The sequence below is a fragment of the Pseudomonas sp. CFSAN084952 genome, assembly GCF_009648855.1.
Classification (GTDB): domain Bacteria; phylum Pseudomonadota; class Gammaproteobacteria; order Pseudomonadales; family Pseudomonadaceae; genus Aquipseudomonas; species Aquipseudomonas paracarnis.
The window spans coordinates 5,572,833-5,597,747 of the sequence record NZ_CP045767.1; the positions used below are offsets into that span (position 1 = coordinate 5,572,833).

Consider the following 24,915-nt stretch of genomic DNA (forward strand, 5'->3'; position numbering starts at 1 on the left):
AAAAAAACGGCCGCCTGAAAGGGCGGCCGATTAATCGTGTCTTAAGTGTGGTCGATCTTGATGGTCGGGTCGGCACCACTGATCAGCGAGTTAATGCTGGTGTGGGACCAGTCGTTGCCTTCCAGCTTGATCGTCACATCGGCATTGGCCAGGCCACCAGCGGCGTTGAGCTTGCCTTCACTGCTCACTTGCAGGGTCGACACGCCGTCTACCGTGGTGATCTTGAGGTAGTTGTCGATGGTACTGTCGGTTTCACCTTTCAACAAATCACGCAGATCAATGCGGTCGCCTTCCGAGGCCTTGAAGTCCTTGATCACATCGTTGCCGATGTCGCCAGACTTCCACACAAAGGTGTCGGCACCCGAGCCACCGATCAGGATGTCGTTGCCCTGGCCGCCGATCAGCGTGTCGTTGCCGGTGCCACCCAGCAGGATGTCATTGCCTTTGCCGCCATCGAGTGTGTCGTTGCCGCCTTGGCCGAACAAGATGTCGTCGCCAGCGCCGCCCAACAGCGTGTCGTTGGCATCCTTGGCGCCGGAGACGTCGAAGTCCACATAGTGCTCGGTGACGTACTGGTGAACGTTAGAGGCAGTCACTGCCGAGACAGCCACGCCGGTCTTCTGTGCGACAAAGGCCTGCAGCGCGTTGTAACCCTCGCCGTTGATCCCGCTGAAACTCACCAGGTCGCCGAACAGGATGTCGTTGCCGTCGCCACCGCTGACGGTGTCCGCGCCCGGCAACGTCGCCTCGGTGTGGCCGAGGATAGCGTTGGCGAGGTCCTTCGGATCGATGTTGGCCTGTGGCTTGCCATCGCTGTCGTACGGTGCCAGCTGATTCAAGCTGACCCCACTATTGAGGCCGATGGCTTCTACGCCACCTGTGGACAGACCTTTAAGCAGTGCGAACGCGCTGTTGGAGTTGAGGGTGGTGGAGTAGTCGGTATCGTATCCGAGGCCGCCTTGCACCGATATTTCATAGGTGCCATCCCCTTGGGCGTGGATGATTCCCTTGTTGTATCCCCAGCCGTAAGACCAGAGGGTCACCTTGCCGGCAGAGTTGATATCAAGGTAGTTATTCGAATCGATGTTGATCCGGGTGGCGGTACCTATGGTGTAGTTGTTCATGGTGACGACATCATCGAGCCTGACGTTGCCGTACAAGTACGGGTTGGTCTGCTCGGACGCTTGGTAAAACGTCGGCTGACCATCGGTGATGAAGTACGTTGTATTAATAGCGCCAGTGTTGCCAGTCGCCTGGGCACTTTTGAAGAAGTTGGACGCGGCCTTGAACACGTCTTCGTAGTTGGTCCCGCCGGTAGACACCATGGAGTCCAGGACTTTCTGCAGCGAGTCCAATGCACCTGGGTCTTTCAGGTTGACTGTCACCGTGCGATTGACCTGGTCGCTGAAATCCGCCAGGAAGATATTCACAGTGCCGGAGGTGCTGGCGCCGATACTGTTTTTCAGCGAGTTGAACGTGGTAGTCAGCGAGGTTTTTGCCGCTGCTATCGAGTCCGCACCCATACTGCCCGATGTATCGATCATGAACGCGATGTTGTAGTTCTTGCCCTGCACCACGTTCAGGCCGGCGATGTCGGCCACGACGATGTCGTTGCCATCGCTGCCATTGATGGTGTCGCTGCCCGAGGTGCCGGTGACCGAATTGTAGGTCGCCGGATGCACCGTGACTGGCAATTGCGCGGTGGTGGTCGCTGAACCGCCGATGCTCTCGGTGGAAGTCGAGGTGACTGTCAGGTTGAACTGGCCGCTGTAGTAGGTCGGCGGCTTGATGCTCAGCGTGTTCAGGTCCCAGCCGGTGACATTCACTTCGCCCACGGTTTTACCCGCAGTAAAGGTGTGCCCCGATGCGTCGGTAAGCACCGAGCCTGCCGGAATGCCGCTGATCTTCACGCTCAGGGTTTCGGAGCCGTCGGTGTCGGTCAGCGCGGTGGTGACCTTGGACAGTTTGACCGTCCCGTTCTCCTGGCCTTCGTTGAGCTTGTAGCCCACGTAGTAACCGTCGCCGTTGCTGCCATGCAGGTCGGATACGGTGACGCCGGCGTTGGTCAGGTCGGTAAGGCCGGTGTACAACGGCACGGTGCTGGTGCTCAGGTTCTGCACCGCCCCGCCGTTGATCGACAGGTTAACGTCGAAGCTGCCTGGGCCCGCCTGGTTGGCCTGGTAGATCTCAAGGCTGTAGTAACCGGTGGTGGTTGGCGTGAACGAGCCGCTGAACTTGCCGCTGTTGGTGCCCCACAAACCGCTGGCAACATCTTTACCGCCAACGTTGACCACCACGCTGTCATCGGCGATACCGCTGAAGGTGTAGCTCTTGCCCGCTTCCATGTAGATCAGACCGGAGATCTTGGAACCAGAACCGGCGGTGACGTTGTCGACGGACTCGACGTTGGTCACCACGGAGGTGTTGTTGGGGGTGCCCGCGTTGTCGATGGCTTTTTTCAGTACGTCTGGCGCAGCGCCATTGCCGTTGTTTCCAAGGCCGGCGATGTTGTTCCAGCCCTGTTTGACCAGCCCGGTCGAGGCAACGTTGTTGTCCGCCACGCTGAGGGTCGGTGCGTCGGCCACTGGGGTGATATCCACTTTCACCGTGGCGCTGGTGCCCAGGTCCTTGCCATCGGTTGGCTGGAACTTGAACTGCGCGTAATCCGCCTGCTTGTTACCCACGCCAGTGCCGCCGTAACCGTCGGCGCCGGACTCGTTGGCATTCGGCGTAAAGCGCAGTTGGCCGCCATCGATCTGAGCCTTGGTAAAGGTCTGGCCGCTGCTCACGTTGGTCCAGGTGGTGCCATCCGCCGCCAGGTATTGCAGCTTGCCGGCTACCGGCAGCTCGGTGATTTTCACCCCGAGGCTGGCTTGTGGCGAGTCCACATCGCTCACGCCGAAGTTGGCCCAGGTCAGGGCCAGCGCGGTGTCTTCCGTACCGGTCACGGCACCGCCAGTGGCCACTGGTGCATCGTTGACCGCTACCACGTTGACGGTGGTGGTGGCCACGTTGGAGTAGTTGCCGCCATCGGTCACCGTCACGGTGATGGTGCGGGGCGTGGTGCTCGGGTCGTGGCTGTTGTTGGTGAACGTGATGTTCTGGATACGCTGCATGTAGTCAGCCAGCGTCGCACTGCCGGACAACGTCAGGGTAATAGTGCCCGTCTGGTTGTTGGTGCTGACGCTGATGCCATTCACGCTATTGCCCAGATTGAGGGCATCACCAGCCTGTGCGTTGGTCAGCGTGACCGTCGCGCCCGTCAGCAGTGTGCTGTCTGGGTCAGTGATCTTGATGTCCGTGTCGGCGATCGACACGCCCGGCCCGGCGGTACCCTCGGTAAACGTCGTCTTGTAATCGGCACCCGTGGCGCCGCTGGAGTTGTTGGCATCCAGGTCGATCACCGGCGGAGCATCGTTGTCGAGGATGTTGGTGGTGACAGTGCCTTTGTCGATCACCAGGTTCTCGAAGTTGCCTCCGGTGACCTTGTCGATGGTGATGACGATCTGTTCCGTAGGCTCGGTAATCTTGTCGTCGAGCGTGCGGATATCAAACGGCACACTGCTGGAGCCTGCCGGGATCTTCACGGTATACACGCCAGTGAAGTCCGAACCGTCAGTGGCGGTGCCGCTGTATTTGAGCGTCACGGTCACATCCGTTTGCGGCGGGTTGGTCAAGGTCAGGGTGTAGTGGGCGGTGCCACCTTCAGTGACCGAACCGTCGCCCGTAATGCTGATTTTGGTATCAGTCACTACATCCGTGACCTTGGTGACTGCGGGGCTGCCATCAACAATCAGATGCTCGTACTTGTCGCCACCGCTGACCACGCCGGTGATCTTGGCGCTGACATCATTGGCGCCGACATAGGCATCGTTCGGTGCGGTAGCCGTCGTGAAGCTGGTGGACTTGCCGCTGCCAATGGTGATGGTCGAGCCGTTATCCAGCCTTACCACCAGGTCGGAGCCCACGTTGTTCACGGCCGCGCCGTTTTTGTCGACCAGGGACGCGGTGTAGACGATCTGCCCGCCCTCGCTGACCGAGCCAGTGGCCTTGAGCACCACTGTCACGTCATCGATGGTGTCGTTGACGGTGGTCGTGGCGCCTGCAGGAGTGATGGTCACCCCCTCGAAATTGCCGCCGGTGGTGCCGGTGATCTTGACGGTCTGGGTGCTCTTGTCGATGAACACGTCATCGGTAGGCGCCGGGACGGTCACCGTGCCCACGGTCTCACCTTGCTTGATGGTGATGCTCGAACCGTTGTCGAGCTGCACCACCATGTCACTGCCGGCCTTGTTGCTCAAGGTGGCGGTGTAGGTGATCTGGCCGCCTTCGTTGACCGCGGTTGGGGCGGTCAGGGTGACGGTGGTCAGGTCGGTGGTGCCCGGTGTGTCGGTGACGGTGGTGTTCACCGCCGTCGTGCCCGGCACCAGGTTCTCGAAGTGCTCGCCGCCAGTCACGCCTTTGATGGCGGTGGTGACGGTTTGGTCGCCTTTGTAGACGTCGTTTGGCGCTACGGTGGTGATGGAACCGCTCGACTGATTCACACCGATGGTGATGGTCTTGCCATTGTCCAAGGTGACGGTCAGCGGATTGGTGATGTTTGTCACCGCTGCGCCGTTTTTATCCACAAGGCTGGCGGTGTAGACGATGTTGCCGCCTTCGCCGACGGTGGTGGTGGCGGTCAGGACCACATCGACTTTGTCGATGGTGTCGTTGATCGTGGTGGTGGCGCCATTGCCGGCAACTTCGAGTTTTTCGAAGTTGCCGCCGGTGGTCTCGGCGATCTTGACGGTCTGGGTGCTCTTATCGATAAACACGTCATCGGTAGGCGCAGGGACAGTGACGGTGCCAACAGTTTCGCCGGCCTTAATGGTGATGCTTGAGCCGTTGTCGAGTTTCAGCGTGACGTCGGTGCCGGCCTTGTTGCTCAAGGTCGCGGTGTACGTGATCTGGCCGCCTTCGTTAACGGTACTTGGCGCAGTCAGCGTCACGGTGGTGGTGTTATCGGTACCCGGTGTGTCCGTAACGGTGGTGTTCACCGCGGTAGTGCCAGGGACCAGATTCTCGAAATGCTCGCCGCCGGTCACGCCTTTGATGGCGGTGGTGACGGTTTGGTCGCCTTTGTAGACGTCGTTTGGCGCTACGGCGGTGATGGAACCGCTCGACTGATTCACACCGATGGTGATGGTTTTGCCATTGTCCAAGGTGACGGTCAGCGGATTGGTGATGTTGGTCACCGGCGCGCCGTTTTTATCCACAAGGCTGGCGGTGTAGACGATGTTGCCGCCTTCGCCGACGGTGGTGGTGGCGGTCAGGACAACATCAACTTTGTCGATGGTGTCGTTGATCGTGGTGGTGGCGCCATTGCCTGCAACTTCGAGTTTTTCGAAGTTGCCACCAGTGGTTTCGGTGATCTTGACGGTCTGAGTGCTCTTATCGATAAACACATCATCGGTAGGGGCGGGCACGGTCACAGTACCGACGGTCTCGCCAGCTTTGATGGTGATCGACGAGCCGTTATCCAACTTCAAGGTGACGTCGGTGCCGGCCTTGTTGCTCAAAGTTGCGGTGTAGGTGATCTGACCACCTTCGTTAACGGCACTTGGCGCAGTCAGCGTCACGGTGGTGGTGTTATCGGTACCCGGTGTGTCCGTAACGGTGGTGTTCACCGCGGTAGTGCCAGGGACCAGATTCTCGAAATGCTCGCCGCCGGTCACGCCTTTGATGGCGGTGGTGACGGTTTGGTCGCCTTTGTAGACGTCGTTTGGCGCTACGGTGGTGATGGAACCGCTCGACTGATTCACACCGATGGTGATGGTTTTGCCATTGTCCAAGGTGACGGTCAGCGGATTGGTGATGTTGGTCACCGCTGCGCCGTTTTTATCCACAAGGCTGGCGGTGTAGACGATGTTGCCGCCTTCGCCAACGGTGTTGGTGGCGGTCAGAACCACATCAACCTTGTCGATGGTGTCGTTGATCGTGGTGGTTGCGCCGTTGCCTGCAACTTCTAATTTTTCGAAGTTGCCGCCGGAAGCGTCAGTGATCTTGACGGTCTGAGTGCTCTTATCGATGAACACGTCATCGGTAGGCGCAGGCACGGTCACAGTGCCAACAGTGTCGCCAGCCTTGATGGTGATCGACGAACCGTTATCCAACTTCAGCGTTACATCAGTGCCAGCTTTGTTGGAGAGCGTGGCGGTGTACGTAATCTGTCCACCTTCGTTAACAGCGTTAGGCGCTGTCAGCGTCACAGTGGTGGTGTTGTCGGTACCTGGTGTGTCCGTGACGGTGGTATTCACCGCCGTAGTACCCGGCACTAGATTTTCAAAGTGCTCGCCACCGGTTACGCCTTTGATAGCGGTGGTGACAGTTTGGTCGCCCTTGTACACGTCATCTGGAGCAAGAACCGAAACGCTACCGCTCGATTGATTTACACCGATGGTGATGGTTTTGCCGTTATCCAGGGTCACGGTCAACGGGTTGGTGATGTTAGTCACCGGCGCACCGTTTTTATCCACAAGGCTGGCGGTGTAAACGATGTTGCCGCCTTCGCCGACGGTGGTAGTGGCGGTCAGGACCACATCAACTTTGTCGATAGTGTCGTTGATCGTGGTCGTTGCGCCATTGCCTGCAACTTCGAGTTTTTCGAAGTTGCCGCCGGAAGCGTCGGTGATCTTGACGGTCTGAGTGCTCTTGTCGATGAACACGTCATCAGTAGGGGCGGGCACGGTCACAGTACCGACGGTCTCGCCAGCTTTGATAGTGATCGAAGAACCGTTGTCCAACTTCAACGTAACGTCAGTGCCCGCTTTGTTGGAAAGTGTGGCGGTGTACGTAATTTGACCACCTTCGTTCACTGCGCTAGGCGCGGTTAGCGTGACCGTCGTGGTGTTATCAGTGCCGGGGGTATCTGTGACGGTGGTGTTTACCGCCGCAGTGCCCGGTATCAGGTTTTCAAAATGCTCGCCGCCCGTCACACCCTTGATCGCGGTGGTGACAGTCTGATCGCCTTTGTACACATCATCAGGAGCAATAACCGAAACGCTACCGCTCGACTGATTCACACCAATGGTGATGGTTTTGCCGTTATCCAAGGTTACGGTCAGCGGGTTGGTGATGTTAGTCACCGGCGCACCGTTTTTATCCACAAGGCTGGCGGTGTAGACGATGTTGCCGCCTTCACCAACGGTGGTGGTGGCGGTCAGAACCACATCAACTTTGTCGATGGTGTCGTTGATCGTGGTGGTCGCACCGTTGCCCGCAACTTCGAGTTTTTCGAAATTGCCGCCAGTGGTTTCGGTGATCTTGACGGTCTGAGTGCTCTTATCGATAAACACGTCATCGGTAGGGGCAGGCACGGTTACGGTGCCAACCGTGTCGCCAGCCTTGATGGTGATGCTTGAACCGTTGTCGAGTTTCAGCGTTACGTCGGTACCGGCTTTGTTGCTCAAGGTCGCGGTGTAGGTGATCTGGCCGCCTTCGTTAACGGCACTTGGCGCAGTCAGCGTAACCGTGGTTGTGTTATCGGTGCCTGGGGTATCCGTAACGGTGGTGTTCACCGCCGTAGTACCCGGCACCAGATTTTCAAAGTGCTCGCCGCCGGTTACGCCTTTGATAGCAGTAGTGACGGTCTGATCGCCCTTGTAAACATCATCAGGAGCAAGAACCGAAACGCTACCGCTCGATTGGTTTACGCCAATGGTGATGGTCTGGCCGTTATCCAAAGTCACGGTCAACGGGTTGGTGATGTTGGTCACCGGTGCGCCGTTCTTATCCACAAGGCTGGCGGTGTAAACGATGTTGCCGCCTTCGCCAACGGTGGTGGTCGCGGTCAGGACTACATCGACCTTGTCGATGGTGTCGTTGATCGTGGTCGTTGCGCCGCTGCCTGCAACTTCCAGTTTTTCGAAGTTGCCGCCAGTGGTCTCGGTGATCTGAACGGTCTGCGTGCTCTTATCGATAAACACGTCATCAGTAGGGGCGGGCACGGTCACAGTACCGACGGTCTCGCCAGCTTTGATGGTGATCGACGAGCCGTTATCCAACTTCAAGGTGACGTCGGTGCCGGCCTTGTTGCTCAAAGTTGCGGTGTAGGTGATCTGACCACCTTCGTTAACGGCACTTGGCGCAGTCAGCGTAACCGTGGTGGTGTTATCGGTGCCCGGTGTGTCCGTAACGGTGGTGTTCACCGCGGTAGTACCCGGCACCAGATTTTCAAAGTGGTCGCCGCCGGTCACACCCTTGATGGCGGTGGTGACGGTCTGGTCGCCTTTGTACACATCATCCGGCGCGATGGTAGTGATGGTGCCGCTCGATTGGTTTACGCCAATGGTGATGGTCTGGCCGTTATCCAAAGTCACGGTCAACGGGTTGGTGATGTTGGTCACCGGTGCGCCGTTCTTATCCACAAGGCTGGCGGTGTAGACGATGTTGCCGCCTTCGCCAACGGTGGTGGTCGCGGTCAGAACCACATCAACCTTGTCGATGGTGTCGTTGATCGTGGTGATTGCGCCGTTGCCTGCAACTTCTAATTTTTCGAAGTTGCCGCCGGAAGCGTCAGTGATCTTGACGGTCTGAGTGCTCTTATCGATGAACACGTCATCGGTAGGCGCAGGCACGGTCACAGTGCCAACAGTGTCGCCAGCCTTGATGGTGATCGACGAACCGTTATCCAACTTCAGCGTTACATCAGTGCCAGCTTTGTTGGAGAGCGTGGCGGTGTACGTAATCTGTCCACCTTCGTTAACAGCGTTAGGCGCTGTCAGCGTCACAGTGGTGGTGTTGTCGGTACCTGGTGTGTCCGTAACGGTGGTGTTCACCGCGGTAGTGCCAGGGACCAGGTTTTCGAAGTGCTCGCCGCCAGTGACGCCTTTGATGGCGGTGGTGACAGTCTGGTCGCCTTTGTACACATCGTCTGGCGCGATAGTGGTGATAGAACCACTCGACTGATTCACACCGATGGTGATGGTCTTGCCGTTATCGAGGGTGACGGTCAGCGGATTGGTGATGTTGGTCACCGGTGCGCCGTTCTTATCCACAAGGCTGGCGGTGTAGACGATATTGCCGCCTTCGCCGACGGTGGTAGTGGCGGTCAGGACCACATCGACTTTGTCGATGGTGTCGTTGATCGTGGTGGTGGCGCCGTTGCCTGCAACTTCCAGTTTTTCGAAGTTACCGCCAGTGGTCTCGGTGATCTGAACGGTCTGGCTGCTCTTATCGATAAACACGTCATCGGTCGGGGCGGGCACGGTCACAGTGCCAACAGTGTCGCCAGCCTTGATGGTGATCGAAGAACCGTTGTCGAGTTTCAGCGTTACGTCAGTGCCCGCTTTGTTGGAAAGCGTGGCGGTGTACGTGATCTGCCCACCTTCGTTTGCCTCGGCCGGAGCGGTCAGCGTCACAGTAGTGGTGTTGTCGGTACCCGGTGTGTCCGTAACGATGGTGTTCACCGCGGTAGTGCCCGGCACCAGGTTCTCGAAATGCTCGCCGCCGGTTACGCCTTTGATGGCGGTGGTGACAGTTTGGTCGCCCTTGTACACGTCATCTGGAGCAAGAACCGAAACGCTACCGCTCGACTGATTCACACCAATGGTGATGGTCTCGCCATTGTTCAAGGTTACGGTCAGCGGGTTGGTGATGTTAGTCACCGGTGCGCCGTTTTTATCCACAAGGCTGGCGGTGTAGACGATGTTGCCGCCTTCGCCAACGGTGGTAGTGGCGGTCAGGACCACATCGACTTTGTCGATGGTGTCGTTGATCGTGGTCGTTGCGCCATTGCCTGCAACTTCCAGTTTTTCGAAGTTACCGCCAGTGGTCTCGGTGATCTGAACGGTCTGGCTGCTCTTATCGATAAACACGTCATCGGTCGGGGCGGGCACGGTCACAGTGCCAACAGTGTCGCCAGCCTTGATGGTGATCGAAGAACCGTTGTCGAGTTTCAGCGTTACGTCAGTGCCCGCTTTGTTGGAAAGCGTGGCGGTGTACGTGATCTGCCCACCTTCGTTAACGGCACTTGGCGCTGTCAGCGTCACAGTAGTGGTGTTGTCGGTACCCGGGGTGTCCGTAACGATGGTGTTCACCGCGGTAGTGCCCGGCACCAGGTCCTCGAAATGCTCGCCGCCGGTTACGCCTTTGATGGCGGTGGTGACAGTTTGGTCGCCCTTGTACACGTCATCAGGAGCAAGAACCGAAACGCTACCGCTCGACTGATTCACACCAATGGTGATGGTCTCGCCATTGTCCAAGGTGACGGTCAACGGGTTGGTGATGTTAGTCACCGGCGCACCGTTTTTATCCACAAGGCTAGCGGTGTAGACGATGTTGCCGCCTTCACCAACGGTGGTGGTGGCCGTCAGGACCACATCGACCTTGTCGATGGTGTCGTTGATCGTGGTGGTTGCGCCGTTGCCTGCTACTTCGAGTTTTTCGAAGTTGCCGCCGGAAGCGTCGGTGATCTTGACGGTCTGAGTGCTCTTATCGATGAACACGTCATCGGTAGGTGCCGGCACAGTTACGGTGCCGACGGTTTCGCCGGCTTTGATGGTGATCGACGAGCCGTTATCCAGCTTCAGCGTGACGTCGGTGCCGGCCTTGTTGCTCAAGGTCGCGGTGTAGGTGATCTGGCCACCCTCATTCGCTTCCGTCGGAGCTGTCAGCGTTACGGTAGTGGTGTTATCGGTGCCTGGTGTATCAGTAACGGTGGTGTTCACCGCGGTAGTGCCAGGGACCAGATTCTCGAAATGCTCGCCGCCGGTCACACCCTTGATAGCGGTGGTGACGGTTTGATCGCCTTTATAGACATCATCAGGAGCCAGAACCGAAACGCTACCGCTAGTCTGGTTTACGCCGATGGTGATGGTCTGGCCGTTATCCAAGGTGACGGTCAACGGGTTGGTGATGTTAGTCACCGGCGCACCGTTTTTATCCACAAGGCTAGCGGTGTAGACGATGTTGCCGCCTTCACCAACGGTGGTGGTGGCCGTCAGGACCACATCGACCTTGTCGATGGTGTCGTTGATCGTGGTGGTTGCGCCGTTGCCTGCTACTTCGAGTTTTTCGAAGTTGCCGCCGGAAGCGTCGGTGATCTTGACGGTCTGAGTGCTCTTATCGATGAACACGTCATCGGTAGGTGCCGGCACAGTTACGGTGCCGACGGTTTCGCCGGCTTTGATGGTGATCGACGAGCCGTTATCCAGCTTCAGCGTGACGTCGGTGCCGGCCTTGTTGCTCAAGGTCGCGGTGTAGGTGATCTGGCCACCCTCATTCGCTTCCGTCGGAGCTGTCAGCGTTACGGTAGTGGTGTTATCGGTGCCTGGTGTATCAGTAACGGTGGTGTTCACCGCGGTAGTGCCAGGGACCAGATTCTCGAAATGCTCGCCGCCGGTTACGCCTTTGATAGCGGTGGTGACGGTTTGATCGCCTTTATAGACATCATCAGGAGCAAGAACCGAAACGCTACCGCTAGTCTGGTTTACGCCGATGGTGATGGTCTGGCCATTATCCAAGGTGACGGTCAACGGATTGGTGATGTTAGTCACCGCTGCGCCGTTCTTGTCCACAAGGCTGGCGGTGTAGACGATATTGCCGCCTTCGCCAACGGTGGTGGTCGCGGTCAGGACTACATCGACCTTGTCGATGGTGTCGTTGATCGTGGTCGTTGCGCCGGAGCCTGCCACTTCGAGTTTTTCGAAGTTGCCGCCAGAAGTCTCAGTAATCTTGACTGTCTGGGTGCTCTTATCGATGAACACGTCATCGGTAGGGGCGGGCACGGTCACAGTGCCAACAGTGTCGCCAGCCTTGATGGTGATGCTTGAACCGTTGTCGAGTTTCAGCGTTACGTCAGTGCCCGCTTTGTTGGAAAGCGTGGCGGTGTACGTAATCTGCCCACCTTCGTTAACGGCACTTGGCGCTGTCAGCGTCACAGTAGTGGTGTTGTCGGTACCCGGGGTGTCCGTAACGATGGTGTTCACCGCGGTAGTGCCCGGCACCAGGTTCTCGAAATGCTCGCCGCCGGTTACGCCTTTGATAGCGGTGGTGACGGTTTGATCGCCTTTATAGACATCATCAGGAGCAAGAACCGAAACGCTACCGCTAGTCTGGTTTACGCCAATGGTGATGGTCTGGCCGTTATCCAAGGTGATGGTCAACGGGTTGGTGATGTTAGTCACCGGCGCACCGTTTTTATCCACAAGGCTAGCGGTGTAGACGATGTTGCCGCCTTCACCAACGGTGGTGGTGGCCGTCAGGACCACATCGACCTTGTCGATGGTGTCGTTGATCGTGGTGGTTGCGCCGTTGCCTGCTACTTCGAGTTTTTCGAAGTTGCCGCCGGAAGCGTCGGTGATCTTGACGGTCTGAGTGCTCTTATCGATGAACACGTCATCGCTAGGAGCGGGCACGGTCACAGTGCCAACCGTGTCGCCAGCCTTGATGGTAATCGACGAGCCGTTGTCCAACTTCAGCGTGACGTCAGTGCCCGCTTTATTGGAAAGCGTGGCGGTGTACGTAATCTGTCCACCCTCATTCGCTTCGGCCGGAGCGGTCAAGGTCACGGTAGTGGTGTTGTCGGTACCGGGTGTATCGGTAACGGTCGTGTTAACCGGGGTAGTACCTGGAACCAGATTTTCAAAATGCTCGCCGCCGGTCACGCCTTTGATGGCGGTAGTGACGGTCTGGTCGCCTTTGTACACATCGTCTGGCGCTACGGTGGTAATGGAACCGCTCGATTGGTTTACGCCGATGGTGATGGTCTTGCCGTTATCGAGGGTGACGGTCAGCGGATTGGTGATGTTAGTCACTGGTACGCCGTTCTTATCCACAAGGCTGGCGGTGTAAACGATATTGCCGCCTTCGCCAACGGTGGTAGTGGCGGTCAGGACCACATCAACTTTGTCGATCGTGTCGTTGATCGTGGTGGTCGCACCGTTGCCCGCAACTTCGAGTTTTTCGAAATTGCCGCCAGTGGTTTCGGTGATCTTGACGGTCTGAGTGCTCTTATCGATAAACACGTCATCGGTCGGGGCGGGCACGGTTACGGTGCCAACAGTGTCGCCAGCCTTGATCGTGATCGACGAGCCGTTATCCAGCTTCAAGGTGACGTCAATACCGGCCTTGTTGCTCAAGGTCGCGGTGTACGTAATCTGACCACCTTCGCTCGCCTCGGTTGGAGCCGTCAGCGTCACGGTAGTGGTGTTATCGGTACCCGGTGTATCAGTCACAGTTGTGGTGACGTTATCGGTACCTGGGACCAGATTTTCAAAGTGTTCGCCGCCGGTTACGCCTTTGATAGCAGTAGTGACGGTCTGGTCGCCCTTATACACATCATCAGGAGCCAGAACCGAAACGCTACCGCTAGCCTGGTTTACGCCAATGGTGATGGTCTGGCCGTTATCCAAAGTCACGGTCAGCGGATTGGTGATGTTAGTCACCGGCGCGCCGTTTTTATCCACAAGGCTGGCGGTGTAGACGATGTTGCCGCCTTCGCCAACGGTGGTGGTCGCGGTCAGGACTACATCGACCTTGTCGATGGTGTCGTTGATCGTGGTGGTTGCGCCATTACCTGCGACTTCCAGTTTTTCGAAGTTGCCACCAGTGGTCTCGGTGATCTGAACGGTCTGCGTGCTCTTATCGATAAACACGTCATCAGTAGGGGCGGGCACGGTCACAGTACCGACGGTCTCGCCAGCTTTGATGGTGATCGACGAGCCGTTATCCAACTTCAAGGTGACGTCGGTGCCGGCCTTGTTGCTCAAAGTTGCGGTGTAGGTGATCTGACCACCTTCGTTAACGGCACTTGGCGCAGTCAGCGTAACCGTGGTGGTGTTATCGGTGCCCGGTGTGTCCGTAACGGTGGTGTTCACCGCGGTAGTACCCGGCACCAGATTTTCAAAGTGGTCGCCGCCGGTCACACCCTTGATGGCGGTGGTGACGGTCTGGTCGCCTTTGTACACATCATCCGGCGCGATGGTAGTGATGGTGCCGCTCGATTGGTTTACGCCAATGGTGATGGTCTGGCCGTTATCCAAAGTCACGGTCAACGGGTTGGTGATGTTGGTCACCGGTGCGCCGTTCTTATCCACAAGGCTGGCGGTGTAGACGATGTTGCCGCCTTCGCCAACGGTGGTGGTCGCGGTCAGAACCACATCGACTTTGTCGATGGTGTCGTTGATGGTGGTGGTTGCGCCGCTGCCTGCAACTTCCAGTTTTTCGAAGTTGCCGCCAGCGGTTTCGGTGATCTGGACGGTCTGGGTGCTCTTATCGATGAACACATCATCGGTAGGTGCAGGCACAGTTACGGTGCCGACGGTTTCGCCGGCTTTGATGGTGATCGACGAGCCGTTATCCAGCTTCAGCGTTACATCAGTGCCCGCTTTGTTGGAAAGCGTGGCGGTGTACGTGATCTGCCCACCTTCGTTTGCCTCGGCCGGAGCGGTCAGCGTCACCGTAGTGGTGTTGTCAGTGCCTGGTGTATCCGTAACGGTGGTATTAACCGGGGTAGTACCTGGAACCAGATTTTCAAAGTGCTCGCCGCCGGTCACGCCTTTGATGGCGGTAGTGACGGTCTGGTCGCCTTTGTACACATCATCAGGAGCAAGAACCGAAACGCTACCGCTAGTCTGGTTTACGCCGATGGTGATGGTCTGGCCATTATCCAAGGTGACGGTCAACGGATTGGTGATGTTAGTCACCGCTGCGCCGTTCTTGTCCACAAGGCTGGCGGTGTAAACGATGTTGCCGCCTTCGCCGACGGTGGTAGTGGCGGTCAGGACTACATCGACCTTGTCGATGGTGTCGTTGATCGTGGTGGTTGCGCCATTACCTGCGACTTCCAGTTTTTCGAAGTTGCCACCAGTGGTCTCGGTGATCTGAACGGTCTGCGTGCTCTTGTCGATGAACACGTCATCAGTAGGGGCGGGCACGGTCACAGTACCGACGGTCTCGCCAGCTTTGATAGTGATCGACGAGCCGTTATCCAGCTTCAAGGTGACGTCAGTACCGGCCTTGTTGCTCAAGGTCGCGGTGTAGGTGATCTGGCCGCCTTCGTTAACGGCACTTGGCGCAGTCAGCGTAACCGTGGTGGTGTTATCGGTGCCTGGGGTATCCGTAACGGTGGTGTTCACCGCCGTAGTACCCGGCACCAGATTTTCAAAGTGCTCGCCGCCGGTCACGCCTTTGATGGCGGTAGTGACGGTCTGGTCGCCTTTGTAGACATCGTCTGGCGCGATGGTGGTGATAGAACCGCTCGACTGGTTTACGCCAATAGTGATGGTCTGGCCGTTATCCAAGGTGACGGTCAACGGGTTGGTGATGTTAGTCACCGGCGCGCCGTTCTTATCCACAAGGCTAGCGGTGTAGACGATATTGCCGCCTTCACCAACGGTAGGAGTTGCCGTCAGCACCACATCAACTTTGTCGAGGGTGTCGTTGATCGTGGTGGTTGCGCCATTGCCTGCAACTTCCAATTTCTCGAAGTTGCCGCCAGAGGTCTCAGTGATCTGGACGGTCTGGGTGCTTTTGTCGATGAACACATCATCGCTAGGCGCAGGGACAGTTACGGTGCCAACGGTCTCGCCAGCCTTGATGGTGATCGACGAACCGTTATCCAACTTCAGCGTGACATCTGTGCCAGCTTTGTTGGAAAGCGTGGCGGTATACGTAACCTGCCCACCTTCGTTCGCCTCGATTGGCGCTGTCAGCGTCACAGTGGTGGTGTCGATCGAATCGGTAATGGTGGTAATCGCTGGCGTGGTGCTCGGCACCAGGCTCTCGAAATTGCCGCCAGTCGTACTCGTAATCGTCGTACTGACGGTGCTGCCGTTGACGTAGACGTCATTAGCCGGCGTATCAACGACAACGCTGCCTGTCGATTCGCCGGCCTTGATGGTGATCACCGAGCCATTGCTCAAGGTGACGTTCACCGGCGTTTGCGCCGGGTTGGTCAGCGTGGCGGTATAGGTGATCTGGCCGCCTTCAGTCACGGTCGAACCTGCGGTCAGGGTGACCGTGGTGGCATCGATCGAATCGGTAATGGTCGTGACCGCAGGCGTGGTATTCGGTACCAGATTCTCGAAGTTACCGCCCGTTGTACCGGTGATCGTGGTGCTGACGGTAGAGCCATTGTTGTAGACGTCGTTAGCTGGCGTATCAACCACAACGCTACCCGTCGACTCACCGGCCTTGATGGTGATCACCGAGCCATTGCTCAAGGTGACGTTCACCGGGGTCTGCGCCGGGTTGGTCAAGGTGGCGGTGTAGGTGATCTGGCCGCCTTCGGTCACGGTCGAACCTGCGGTCAGAGTGACCGTGGTGGTGTCGATCGAATCGGTAATGGTGGTGACCGCAGGCGTGGTATTCGGTACCAGATTCTCGAAGTTACCGCCCGTTGCGCCCGTGATCGTGGTGCTGATCGTCGAACCGTTGTTGTAGACATCGTTAGCCGGCGTATCAACGACAACAGTGCCTGTCGACTCACCAGCCTTGATGGTGATCACCGAGCCATTGCTCAAGGTGACGTTCACCGGGGTCTGCGCTGGATTGGTCAGGGTGGCGGTGTAGGTGATCTGGCCGCCTTCGGTCACGGTCGAACCAGCGGTCAGGGTGACCGTGGTGGTGTCGATGGTGTCGGTGATCTGCGTCACGGCCGGGTTAGGGTCGATGGTCAATACCAGGTTGCCGCCGCCGGTGGTACCGGTAACGCCGACGCTGATCTGGCCCGGGTCGATGTACGGGCTGTCATTGGGGGCCAAGGGCACATTGACGGTGCCGGTCAACTGGCCCGACGGGATAGTAATCACCGCGCCATTGGTCAAGGTGACGGTCAGGTCACTGGTGGATGGCCGGGTCACGGTAGCGGTGTAGGTCAGCACGCCGCCCGCTTCGGTGATGGTCGGCGTCGCGCTCAGGGTTAAAGTCGAAGGCTGCAGCACTTGGTTACCCGAGTCTGCCGAGCCTGGTGCTCCGCTCAGGGCGTTGAGTGCCGAAGTGCCTTGGCCGATGGGTGCGGTGGGGAAGCCGATGGTCGGGTCTACACGGCCGGCGGTCGCGTCCAGCACCACGAAGCTGTGGCCGCCCCCGGCAGCACCATTACCGGCAGCGTTTGCGCCGGCGGCAGTGGCTTCCAGGTCGGTGGTCGGGTCGGCGCCGGCGGCGATGGCTTGTTGCAGCTCGGCCACCGAGGGTGCGGCTTGCTCGCTGGCCGCTGCCAGGTCGGCGGTGGAGTCCGGCATATCGGCGCTCCACTGGGTGTCCCGGCCCAGGTCCAGGATGCGACCGTCGGCCAGTTCCAGGCTCACGGCGCCCGACAGACCGGTGTCGATCTGGTCGCCGGCAAACAGACGATCACCTTCTACAAGGACGCGACGGGCACCTTCCGGAGAAATTACGAAAACTTGACCAACAATGCTTTTGACGGTGGCAACAACACTGCTCATTAAAATTTTCTCCGGCGATCCGTTTCGACAAATCCATTTCGCAGCGCGCTATTAGCGCTGCCAATCTGGGGGCGTAGTCTATAAATGCATTGACGTCAAATATTTGGCTGGATTTTTTAGCTATCTAGTTTGTGCCAAACTATTGACCTTATGGGCGTCATCCTAAACAATCGCCCTAGTAATGTCACATTGATATTTATGCGGCGAACCGTCCTACATGTGTGAAGCAGTTCCGCTTTTCGAACTTTCCGACGTACGGTCATTACGGTAGCCATTATCCGACGCAGCGGTGCTAATCGCTGTGATTTAAGACAAGAAGTCTTGGGGAAATTTTAAATGCGTCTGCACCTGTTCAAGGCAATACCGTTCGCTCTCGCCGCCAGTTTCGTACAAGCCCAGACACTGCCCCAAGCCATGCAACAGGCATTGGATGTACACCCGGAAATCCAGGCGGGTGTTAACAGCCGCATCGCCGCCGATTACCAATTGCGCGCCGCACAAGGTGGCTACCTGCCGCGTGTCGATCTGAACGCCGGATACGGCCGCCAAGGAACCGACAACGCCACCACCCGCGCCAACAACCCTGGCGGCAATCACTGGGACACGCTCAATCGCGGCGAATCCAGCCTGCGCCTGCAGCAAATGATTTTTGACGGTTTTGCTACCTCCAGCGAAGTCGGGCGTCAACAAGCCAACGTTAATTCCCGCGCTTACTCCTTGCTGGGGACTTCCGAGCGCACTGCGCTGACCGTTGCCCAGGTTTACCTGGAAGTATTGACCCGCCGTGAGTTCGTACGCTTGGCCGAAGTCAACCTGCGCAACCACGAGCGCATCTACGACCAGATCAAGTTGCGCACCGAGCGCGGCGTCGGCAACGGTGCCGACCAGGACCAGGCTGAAGCCCGCCTGGCCCAGGCCCGTAACAACTTGATCACCGAGCAGACCAACCTGGCCGATGCGCAGGTCAACTACCTCAGCGCCGTCGGCCAGATGCCCGACGAACTCGAGCGTCCGGCCCCGTTCATGGCCATGCTGCCGGCAGACCTGAATGAAGCCCGTCGCCAGATGCTCGACAACAGCCCGGTACTGCGTTCGGCCGAGTCGGATATCTCTGCCGCCGAGAAGCAGTACGACGCCGCCAAATCCACCTTCTACCCACGCTTTGACGCTGAGCTGGGCACCAACGCCGACAACAACGTCTCCGGTGACCCCAACCACAGCAATGGCTGGGAAGCCATGGTGCGCATGCGCTTCAACCTGTTCGCCGGTGGCAGCAACAAGGCCGACCTGCAATCGAAGTCCTACCAGGCCAACCAGGCGTTGGACATTCGCAACAACGCCTTGCGCCAACTCAATGAAGAGCTAGGCTTGGCTTGGAACGCCCTGAACAACGCCAACGCGCAATTGCCGGTTGCCCAGCAGTACGTGGATCACAGCACTCGCGTACGTACGTCCTACCAGCAACAGTTCAGCCTTGGTCAACGTACCCTGTTGGATTTGCTCGACAGCGAAAATGAATTGTTCACCGCTTCCCGCCGCCTGGAAGAAATCAAGAACATTCAGTTATTTACTCAGTACCGAATCAAGGCGACCATGGGCGAATTGCTCAAGAGCCAGGGAGTGGTTGCACCAATGGCCTCCGTCGTGCAGAACGACGTGAAACCTAAAGTCCAACTGCCTGGGATGAATTGAGCCACCCCAATAGCCCCATCTGTTAGTCGAGAGTGCCCGCGTGGAACCTGAAGTCAGTCGAGTTCATCTCAGTCATGATCCACGCGCACTGCACGACGACCCGTTACTCGACGGGTTGTTGGCGCTCTGCGCCCTGCATCAAAAACCGGCCAGTGCGGCCATGCTCACCACCGGCCTGCCGCTGCCTTCGCAACGGTTGAGTGCCGAGTTGCTATCGCGTGCCGCTGCGCGGGCCGGGTTGCAAGGCCGGCTGCTGCAACGCAAGCTGGAACAGATCCCGACCATTGCACTGCCGGCGCTGCTGTTGCTCAAGGACGGTCGCAGTACCGTGCTGGTGGGCTGGGAGGGCGAAGATCAAGCGCGGATCCTGCTCAGCGAAAGCGACGGCGGTGAAGTGCTGATCAAGCGCGAAGCACTGGCCGACGACTACATCGGCAAAGTCTTCTTTGCACAGCCGCAGCACAAGTTCGACGTCAACCACGGCAGCCTGATTCCGCGGGCACGCTCGTGGTTCCGTGACACCCTCATGCGTTCACGCTGGCTCTACACCGACGCCATCGCCGCCAGCTTCCTGATCAACATCATCGCCATGGCCGCGCCGCTGTTCGTGATGAACGTGTACGACCGCGTCGTGCCGAACCAGGCCACCGCCACCCTGTGGGTGCTGGCCGTGGGTATCTGTGGTGCCTACCTGTTCGACCTGATCCTCAAGAGCCTGCGCAGCCTGTGCCTGGACCTGGCCGGTAAAAAAACCGACCTGATCATCTCGGCCACGCTGTTCGAGCGCATCGTCGGCATGTCCATGAAATACCGCCCGGCGCGGGTCGGCAGCTTCGCGCAGAACATCCACGAGTTTCAAAGCCTGCGCGACTTCCTCGCGTCGCTGACCCTCACCAGCCTGATCGACCTGCCGTTTACGCTGCTGATCTTCCTGGTCATCGCCATTCTCGGCGGGCACCTGGTGTGGATTCCAGTGTTGGCGTTCCCGCTCGCCCTGGGCATCGGCTACGCCTTGCAGAAGCCCCTGGTCGCGACCATGGAACGCACGATGGCGCTGGCCGCCGAGCGCCAGTCGAGCCTGATCGAAACCCTCGCCGGGCTCGATGCGGTCAAGGTCAACAATGCCGAAAGCGAGCGCCAGTATGGCTGGGAGCAGACCATCGGCACCCTTAGCCGGCTTGAGCTGCGGGTGAAGTTGCTGTCGGGCCTGTCGATGAACATGACCCTGCTGATCCAGCAACTGGCCGGCGTGATCATGATCGTGTTCGGCGTGTACCAGATCATCGACGGCAACCTCAGCATGGGCGGCCTGATTGCCTGCTACATGCTCAGTGGCCGCGCCTTGAGCCCGTTGGCCTCGCTGTCGGGCCTGCTGACGCGCTACCAGCAAGCCAAGGTCACCATGACCTCGGTGGACCAGATGATGGAGCTGCCCCAGGAGCGCAACTTCGAAGAGCGCCCCATGAGCCGTCGCACCCTGCAAGGCGCCATCGAGTGCCGGGGCCTGAACTTCACTTACCCGAACCAGCAGAACCTGGCGCTGAAGAACATCAACCTGGTGATCAAGCCAGGGGAGAAAATCGGCATCATCGGCCGCAGCGGCTCGGGCAAAAGCTCCCTGGCCAAGTTGATCGTCGGCCTTTACCAACCCGACTCCGGCTCCTTGCTGGTGGACGGCGTGGACGTGCGCCAGATCGACGTGAGCGAGCTGCGCCACAACATCGGCTATGTCGCCCAAGATATTCAATTGCTGGCCGGCACCCTGCGCGACAACCTGGTCAGCGGTGCGCGCTACGTCGAGGATGAAATGGTTTTGCAAGCTGCCGAACTGGCCGGCGTGCACGAATTTGCCCGCCTGCATCCCCAAGGCTACGAACTGCAAGTCGGCGAGCGTGGGCAGAACCTGTCCGGTGGGCAGCGCCAGAACGTTGCCCTGGCCCGTGCGCTGCTGCTCAACCCGCCCATGCTGCTGCTGGATGAACCCACCAGCGCCATGGACAACACCGGTGAAGAACGCTTGAAGCAACGCCTGCAAGCCGTGGTGCAAAACAAGACCGTAGTGCTGGTCACGCACCGAGCCTCACTGCTCTCTCTGGTCGACCGCCTGCTGGTGGTCGACCGTGGGCAGATTCTCGCGGACGGCCCGAAAGCCGTGGTCATGGAAGCGTTGAAGAAGGGGCAGATCAGTGTTGCTTAACTCCATCAAGAGTGCGGTCGGCCGCTACTTCAAAGGCTCCGATTCGCTGCAGGGCCAGCCGCTGCCCGAGGTCAACAAGGCGCTGATCGAAGATGCGCCACGGGTCATCCGCCTGACCATCTGGGCGATCATCGCGTTCTTTGTATTCCTGGTGGTGTGGGCCGGTTTCTCCCAGATAGACGAAGTGACCCGTGGCGACGGCAAGGCGATTCCGTCGTCCAAGTTGCAGAAAATCCAGAACCTGGAAGGCGGTATCGTCGCCGAGTTGTACGTCAAGGAAGGCCAGATCGTAGAGGCCGGCGCGCCGTTGATTCGTCTCGACGACACGCGGTTTGTCTCCAACGCCGGGGAAACCGAAGCCCTGCGCCTGGCCATGCAACTGCGCGTCGAGCGTTTGAGCGCGCAGGTGGATGACCGTCCGCTGAACATCCCTGACGAGGTGTTAAAGGCCGCGCCGAGCCAGGCCGCCAACGAGCGCTCCTTGTATGAAAGCCGCCGTCAACAGTTGAAGGATGAAGTGGGCGGTTTGCAGGAACAACTGGTACAGCGCCAACAGGAACTGCGCGAGTTCACTTCCAAGCAGGGCCAATACCGCAGCCAGTTGTCCCTGCAACGCCAGGAAATCAACATGTCCGAGCCGCTGGTGGCCCAGGGCGCGGTGTCGCCGGTAGAAGTGCTGCGCCTCAAGCGCGCCGAAATGGAAACCCGCGGACAGTTGGACGCTACCACCCTGGCGATCCCGCGTGCTGAATCGGCGATCAAGGAAGTGCAACGCAAGATCGATGAAACCCGCGGCAAATTCCGCAGCGAAGCCCTGACCCAACTCAACGAAGCCCGTACAGAACTGAACAAGGCCGAGTCCACCGGCCGCGCGCTGGAAGACCGGGTCAGCCGCACCCTGGTCACCTCGCCCGTGCGCGGGATCGTCAAGCAGTTGCTGGTCAACACCGTTGGCGGTGTGATCCAGCCGGGCAGCGACATGGTCGAAATCGTGCCGCTGGACGACACCCTGCTGGTAGAAGCCAAGATCCGCCCGCAAGACATCGCCTTCCTGCACCCAGGGCAGGAAGCGGTGGTCAAGTTCACCGCTTACGACTACACGGTCTACGGTGGCCTGAAGGCCAAGCTCGAACGCATCGGCGCCGACACCATCACTGATGAAGACAAGAAGACCACCTACTACATGATCACTCTGCGCACCGACCGCAGCCACTTGGGCACCGATGAGAAGCCGCTACTGATCATCCCCGGCATGGTTGCTTCGGTGGATATCATCACCGGCAAGAAAAGCATCCTCAGCTACCTGCTCAAGCCGATCATCAAGGCGCGGGCCGAGGCGTTGCACGAGCGTTGATCTTCAGCGCCTGTACCGACCTCATCGCAGGCAAGCCAGCTCCCACATTTGAATGGGTTCACAAATCAAAATGTGGGAGGGGGCTTGCCCCCGATGAGGCCGTCAGCATCACTCTACAACTCAAACCAAACGCCATATCCATATGCGTTAACGGTATTTAAGCTTCCATCCTTATGCCTATAAATTCACTCCCCTGTCCGCCGGGAATGAATCAAATGTCTGCCACCACCGCCCTCCAAACCTTCGACATCCACCCGTTCCCCGGCAGTGTCGGCGCCGAGATCATCGGCCTGGACTTATCCCGTCCAGTCAACGAGCAGGACTTCGCCCGCATCCACCGCGCACACTTGGACCATCACGTCATCGTGTTCCGCGACCAACGCATCACCCCCGAACAACAGATCGCCTTCAGCCGCCGTTTCGGCGTGTTGCAGATCCATGTGCTCAAACAGTTCCTGTTGGCCAACCACCCCGAGATCCTGATCGTCTCCAATATCATCGAGAATGGCCAATCCATCGGCCTGGGGGATGCGGGCAAGTTCTGGCATTCGGACCTGTCATACAAAGAACTGCCCAGCCTGGGTTCGATGCTGCATGCCCAGGAACTGCCATCTGAAGGCGGCGACACTCTGTTCGCCGATATGCACAAAGCCTGGGAGCACTTGCCAGGTCACCTGCGCAACGCGGTCGAAGGCCGCAGCGCCGCGCATTCCTACACGGCGCGCTACAGCGAGACCAAATTCGAAGGCAACTGGCGCCCAACCCTTACCCCCGAACAGCTCGCCCAGGTTGCCGAAGTGGTGCACCCCGTTGTGCGCACCCACCCGGAAAACGGCCGTAAGGCGCTGTTCGTCAGCGAGGGCTTCACCACCCGTATCGTCGGCCTGCCCGATGACGAAAGCCGTGACCTGCTGGCCCAGCTCTACGCCCATAGCGTGCTGCCGGAAAACATCTACCGCCATCAGTGGCAGCCCCACGACCTGGTGTTCTGGGATAACCGCTCGCTGATCCACCTGGCCGCTGGTTGCCCAAGCCACCTGCGGCGCAAATTGTTCCGTACCACCATTCAGGGGGATGCGCCTTTCTAACCCGATAAAGCCTGCTAGGATTGCGCCCAGTTCACTCCCAACGAACCACGAGTGCTTGGCATGCAACTACCGGACATGAACCTGCTGGTCGCCCTCGACGCGTTGCTCGACGAGGGCAGCGTGGTGGGCGCCGCGCGGCGGATGAACCTCAGCCCGGCCGCCATGAGCCGCACCCTCACGCGTATTCGCGAAGCGGTCGGTGACCCGATCCTGGTACGTGCCGGCCGTGGCCTGGTGCCGACGCCCAAGGCGCTTGAGCTGCAAGGCCAGGTGCGCAATGTGGTGGAGCAGGCTGCGTTGTTGTTCCGTTCAGCGGACCAAGTCGATTTGAGCACCTTGCGCCGTCGTTTCAGCGTGCGTGCCAATGACTTTTTCATCGGCGTGTATGGCGGGCGACTGTTCGACACCATGGAGCGTGTGGCGCCGTTGTGTGAGCTGCGCTTTGTGCCCGAAGGCGACACTGACGATGAAGCCCTGCGCGAAGGGCGGTTGGACTTGCGGGTGAGCAACACCATGCCGGCCAGCCCGGAAGTGAAGGTGCAGAACCTGTTCTCCACCACCTTTGTCGGTCTGGCGCGGCAAGACCACCCGTTGTTCGACGAAGAAATCACGGCGGCACGCTTTGCCAGCTACTCCCACATCAGCATCTCCCGGCGCGGCATCGCCCGTGGGCCCATCGATACTGCGTTGAATGCTCAGGGCCTGGAGCGCCGGGTGGCCATGATCGCCCCAGGCTTTCACGGTGCGATGTTCATGCTGCCCGATTCCGACCTGCTGTTGCCGGTACCCAAGGAAGCCCTCCTGAGCGCCAAGCGTCTGAACCTGCCACTGCGCGCATTTGCCTTGCCGATTCCACTGCAAACCCTGGTTCTGGCCCAATCCTGGCACCCACGCTTCGACAAAGACCCGGCCCATAAGTGGCTGCGCGAAACCATGCGCGAGAGCTGTCATGCCACCTGGCTAGAAGCCCAGCCGGTATAAAGCGAACGCAATCAATGTGGGAGCTGGCTTGCCTGCGATAGCGGCGCGTCAGACAACACATTTTCATCTGTCAGGCCGCAATCGCAGGCAAGCCAGCTCCCACAGGGTTCAGTGTTGATGTTCAAAGTTGCGTCTGACGCACTTATAACCTGCTAACAAGTAACTTTTTGTCAT

General features: G+C 58.7%; 6 protein-coding genes. 5 read left to right on the forward strand and 1 reads right to left on the reverse strand.

Features of this window, described 5'->3' with window-relative positions; all coding sequences use genetic code 11:
• Positions 1 to 41 precede the first annotated feature (41 nt).
• Entirely contained in the window at positions 42 to 17,429 is a 17,388-nt protein-coding gene (locus tag GH769_RS25455; protein ID WP_153649901.1) for a retention module-containing protein, read from the reverse strand.
• Between the two features lie 336 nt (positions 17,430 to 17,765).
• Here GH769_RS25455 and GH769_RS25460 point away from each other — a divergent pair, with 336 nt between their 5' ends.
• The 5 genes from GH769_RS25460 (at position 17,766) to GH769_RS25480 (ending at position 24,741) form a co-directional block, all read left to right on the forward strand.
• The gene (locus GH769_RS25460) at positions 17,766 to 19,121 is read left to right on the forward strand and encodes a TolC family outer membrane protein (RefSeq protein WP_032902111.1); all 1,356 of its coding nucleotides are present in this window, start codon (positions 17,766 to 17,768) and stop codon (positions 19,119 to 19,121) included.
• A 40-nt stretch (positions 19,122 to 19,161) separates the two neighbouring features.
• Positions 19,162 to 21,318, forward strand: coding sequence for a type I secretion system permease/ATPase (locus GH769_RS25465; protein WP_019819525.1), 2,157 nt, complete (start codon positions 19,162 to 19,164; stop codon positions 21,316 to 21,318).
• Positions 21,308 to 22,672 (forward strand): HlyD family type I secretion periplasmic adaptor subunit, encoded by a 1,365-nt coding sequence (locus GH769_RS25470; RefSeq protein WP_014716369.1) that lies wholly within the window; start codon positions 21,308 to 21,310, stop codon positions 22,670 to 22,672. Before GH769_RS25465 ends, GH769_RS25470 begins: the two co-directional genes overlap by 11 nt.
• 215 nt (positions 22,673 to 22,887) lie before the next feature.
• On the forward strand, positions 22,888 to 23,760 hold the full coding sequence (locus GH769_RS25475; RefSeq protein ID WP_102666627.1) for a TauD/TfdA family dioxygenase: 873 nt from the start codon (positions 22,888 to 22,890) through the stop codon (positions 23,758 to 23,760).
• 60 nt (positions 23,761 to 23,820) lie between these two features.
• Complete coding sequence (locus GH769_RS25480; RefSeq protein WP_003187445.1) at positions 23,821 to 24,741, forward strand: LysR family transcriptional regulator; 921 nt, start codon at positions 23,821 to 23,823, stop codon at positions 24,739 to 24,741.
• Positions 24,742 to 24,915 lie beyond the last annotated feature (174 nt).

Excerpts from the sequence above, each read along its gene's own strand:
- GH769_RS25455 (WP_153649901.1), bottom strand. The coding sequence starts at position 17,429 with ATGAGCAGTGTTGTTGCCACCGTCAAAAGCATTGTTGGTCAAGTTTTC.
- GH769_RS25460 (WP_032902111.1), top strand. The coding sequence starts at position 17,766 with ATGCGTCTGCACCTGTTCAAGGCAATACCGTTCGCTCTCGCCGCCAGT.
- GH769_RS25475 (WP_102666627.1), top strand. The coding sequence starts at position 22,888 with ATGTCTGCCACCACCGCCCTCCAAACCTTCGACATCCACCCGTTCCCC.
- GH769_RS25480 (WP_003187445.1), top strand. The coding sequence starts at position 23,821 with ATGCAACTACCGGACATGAACCTGCTGGTCGCCCTCGACGCGTTGCTC.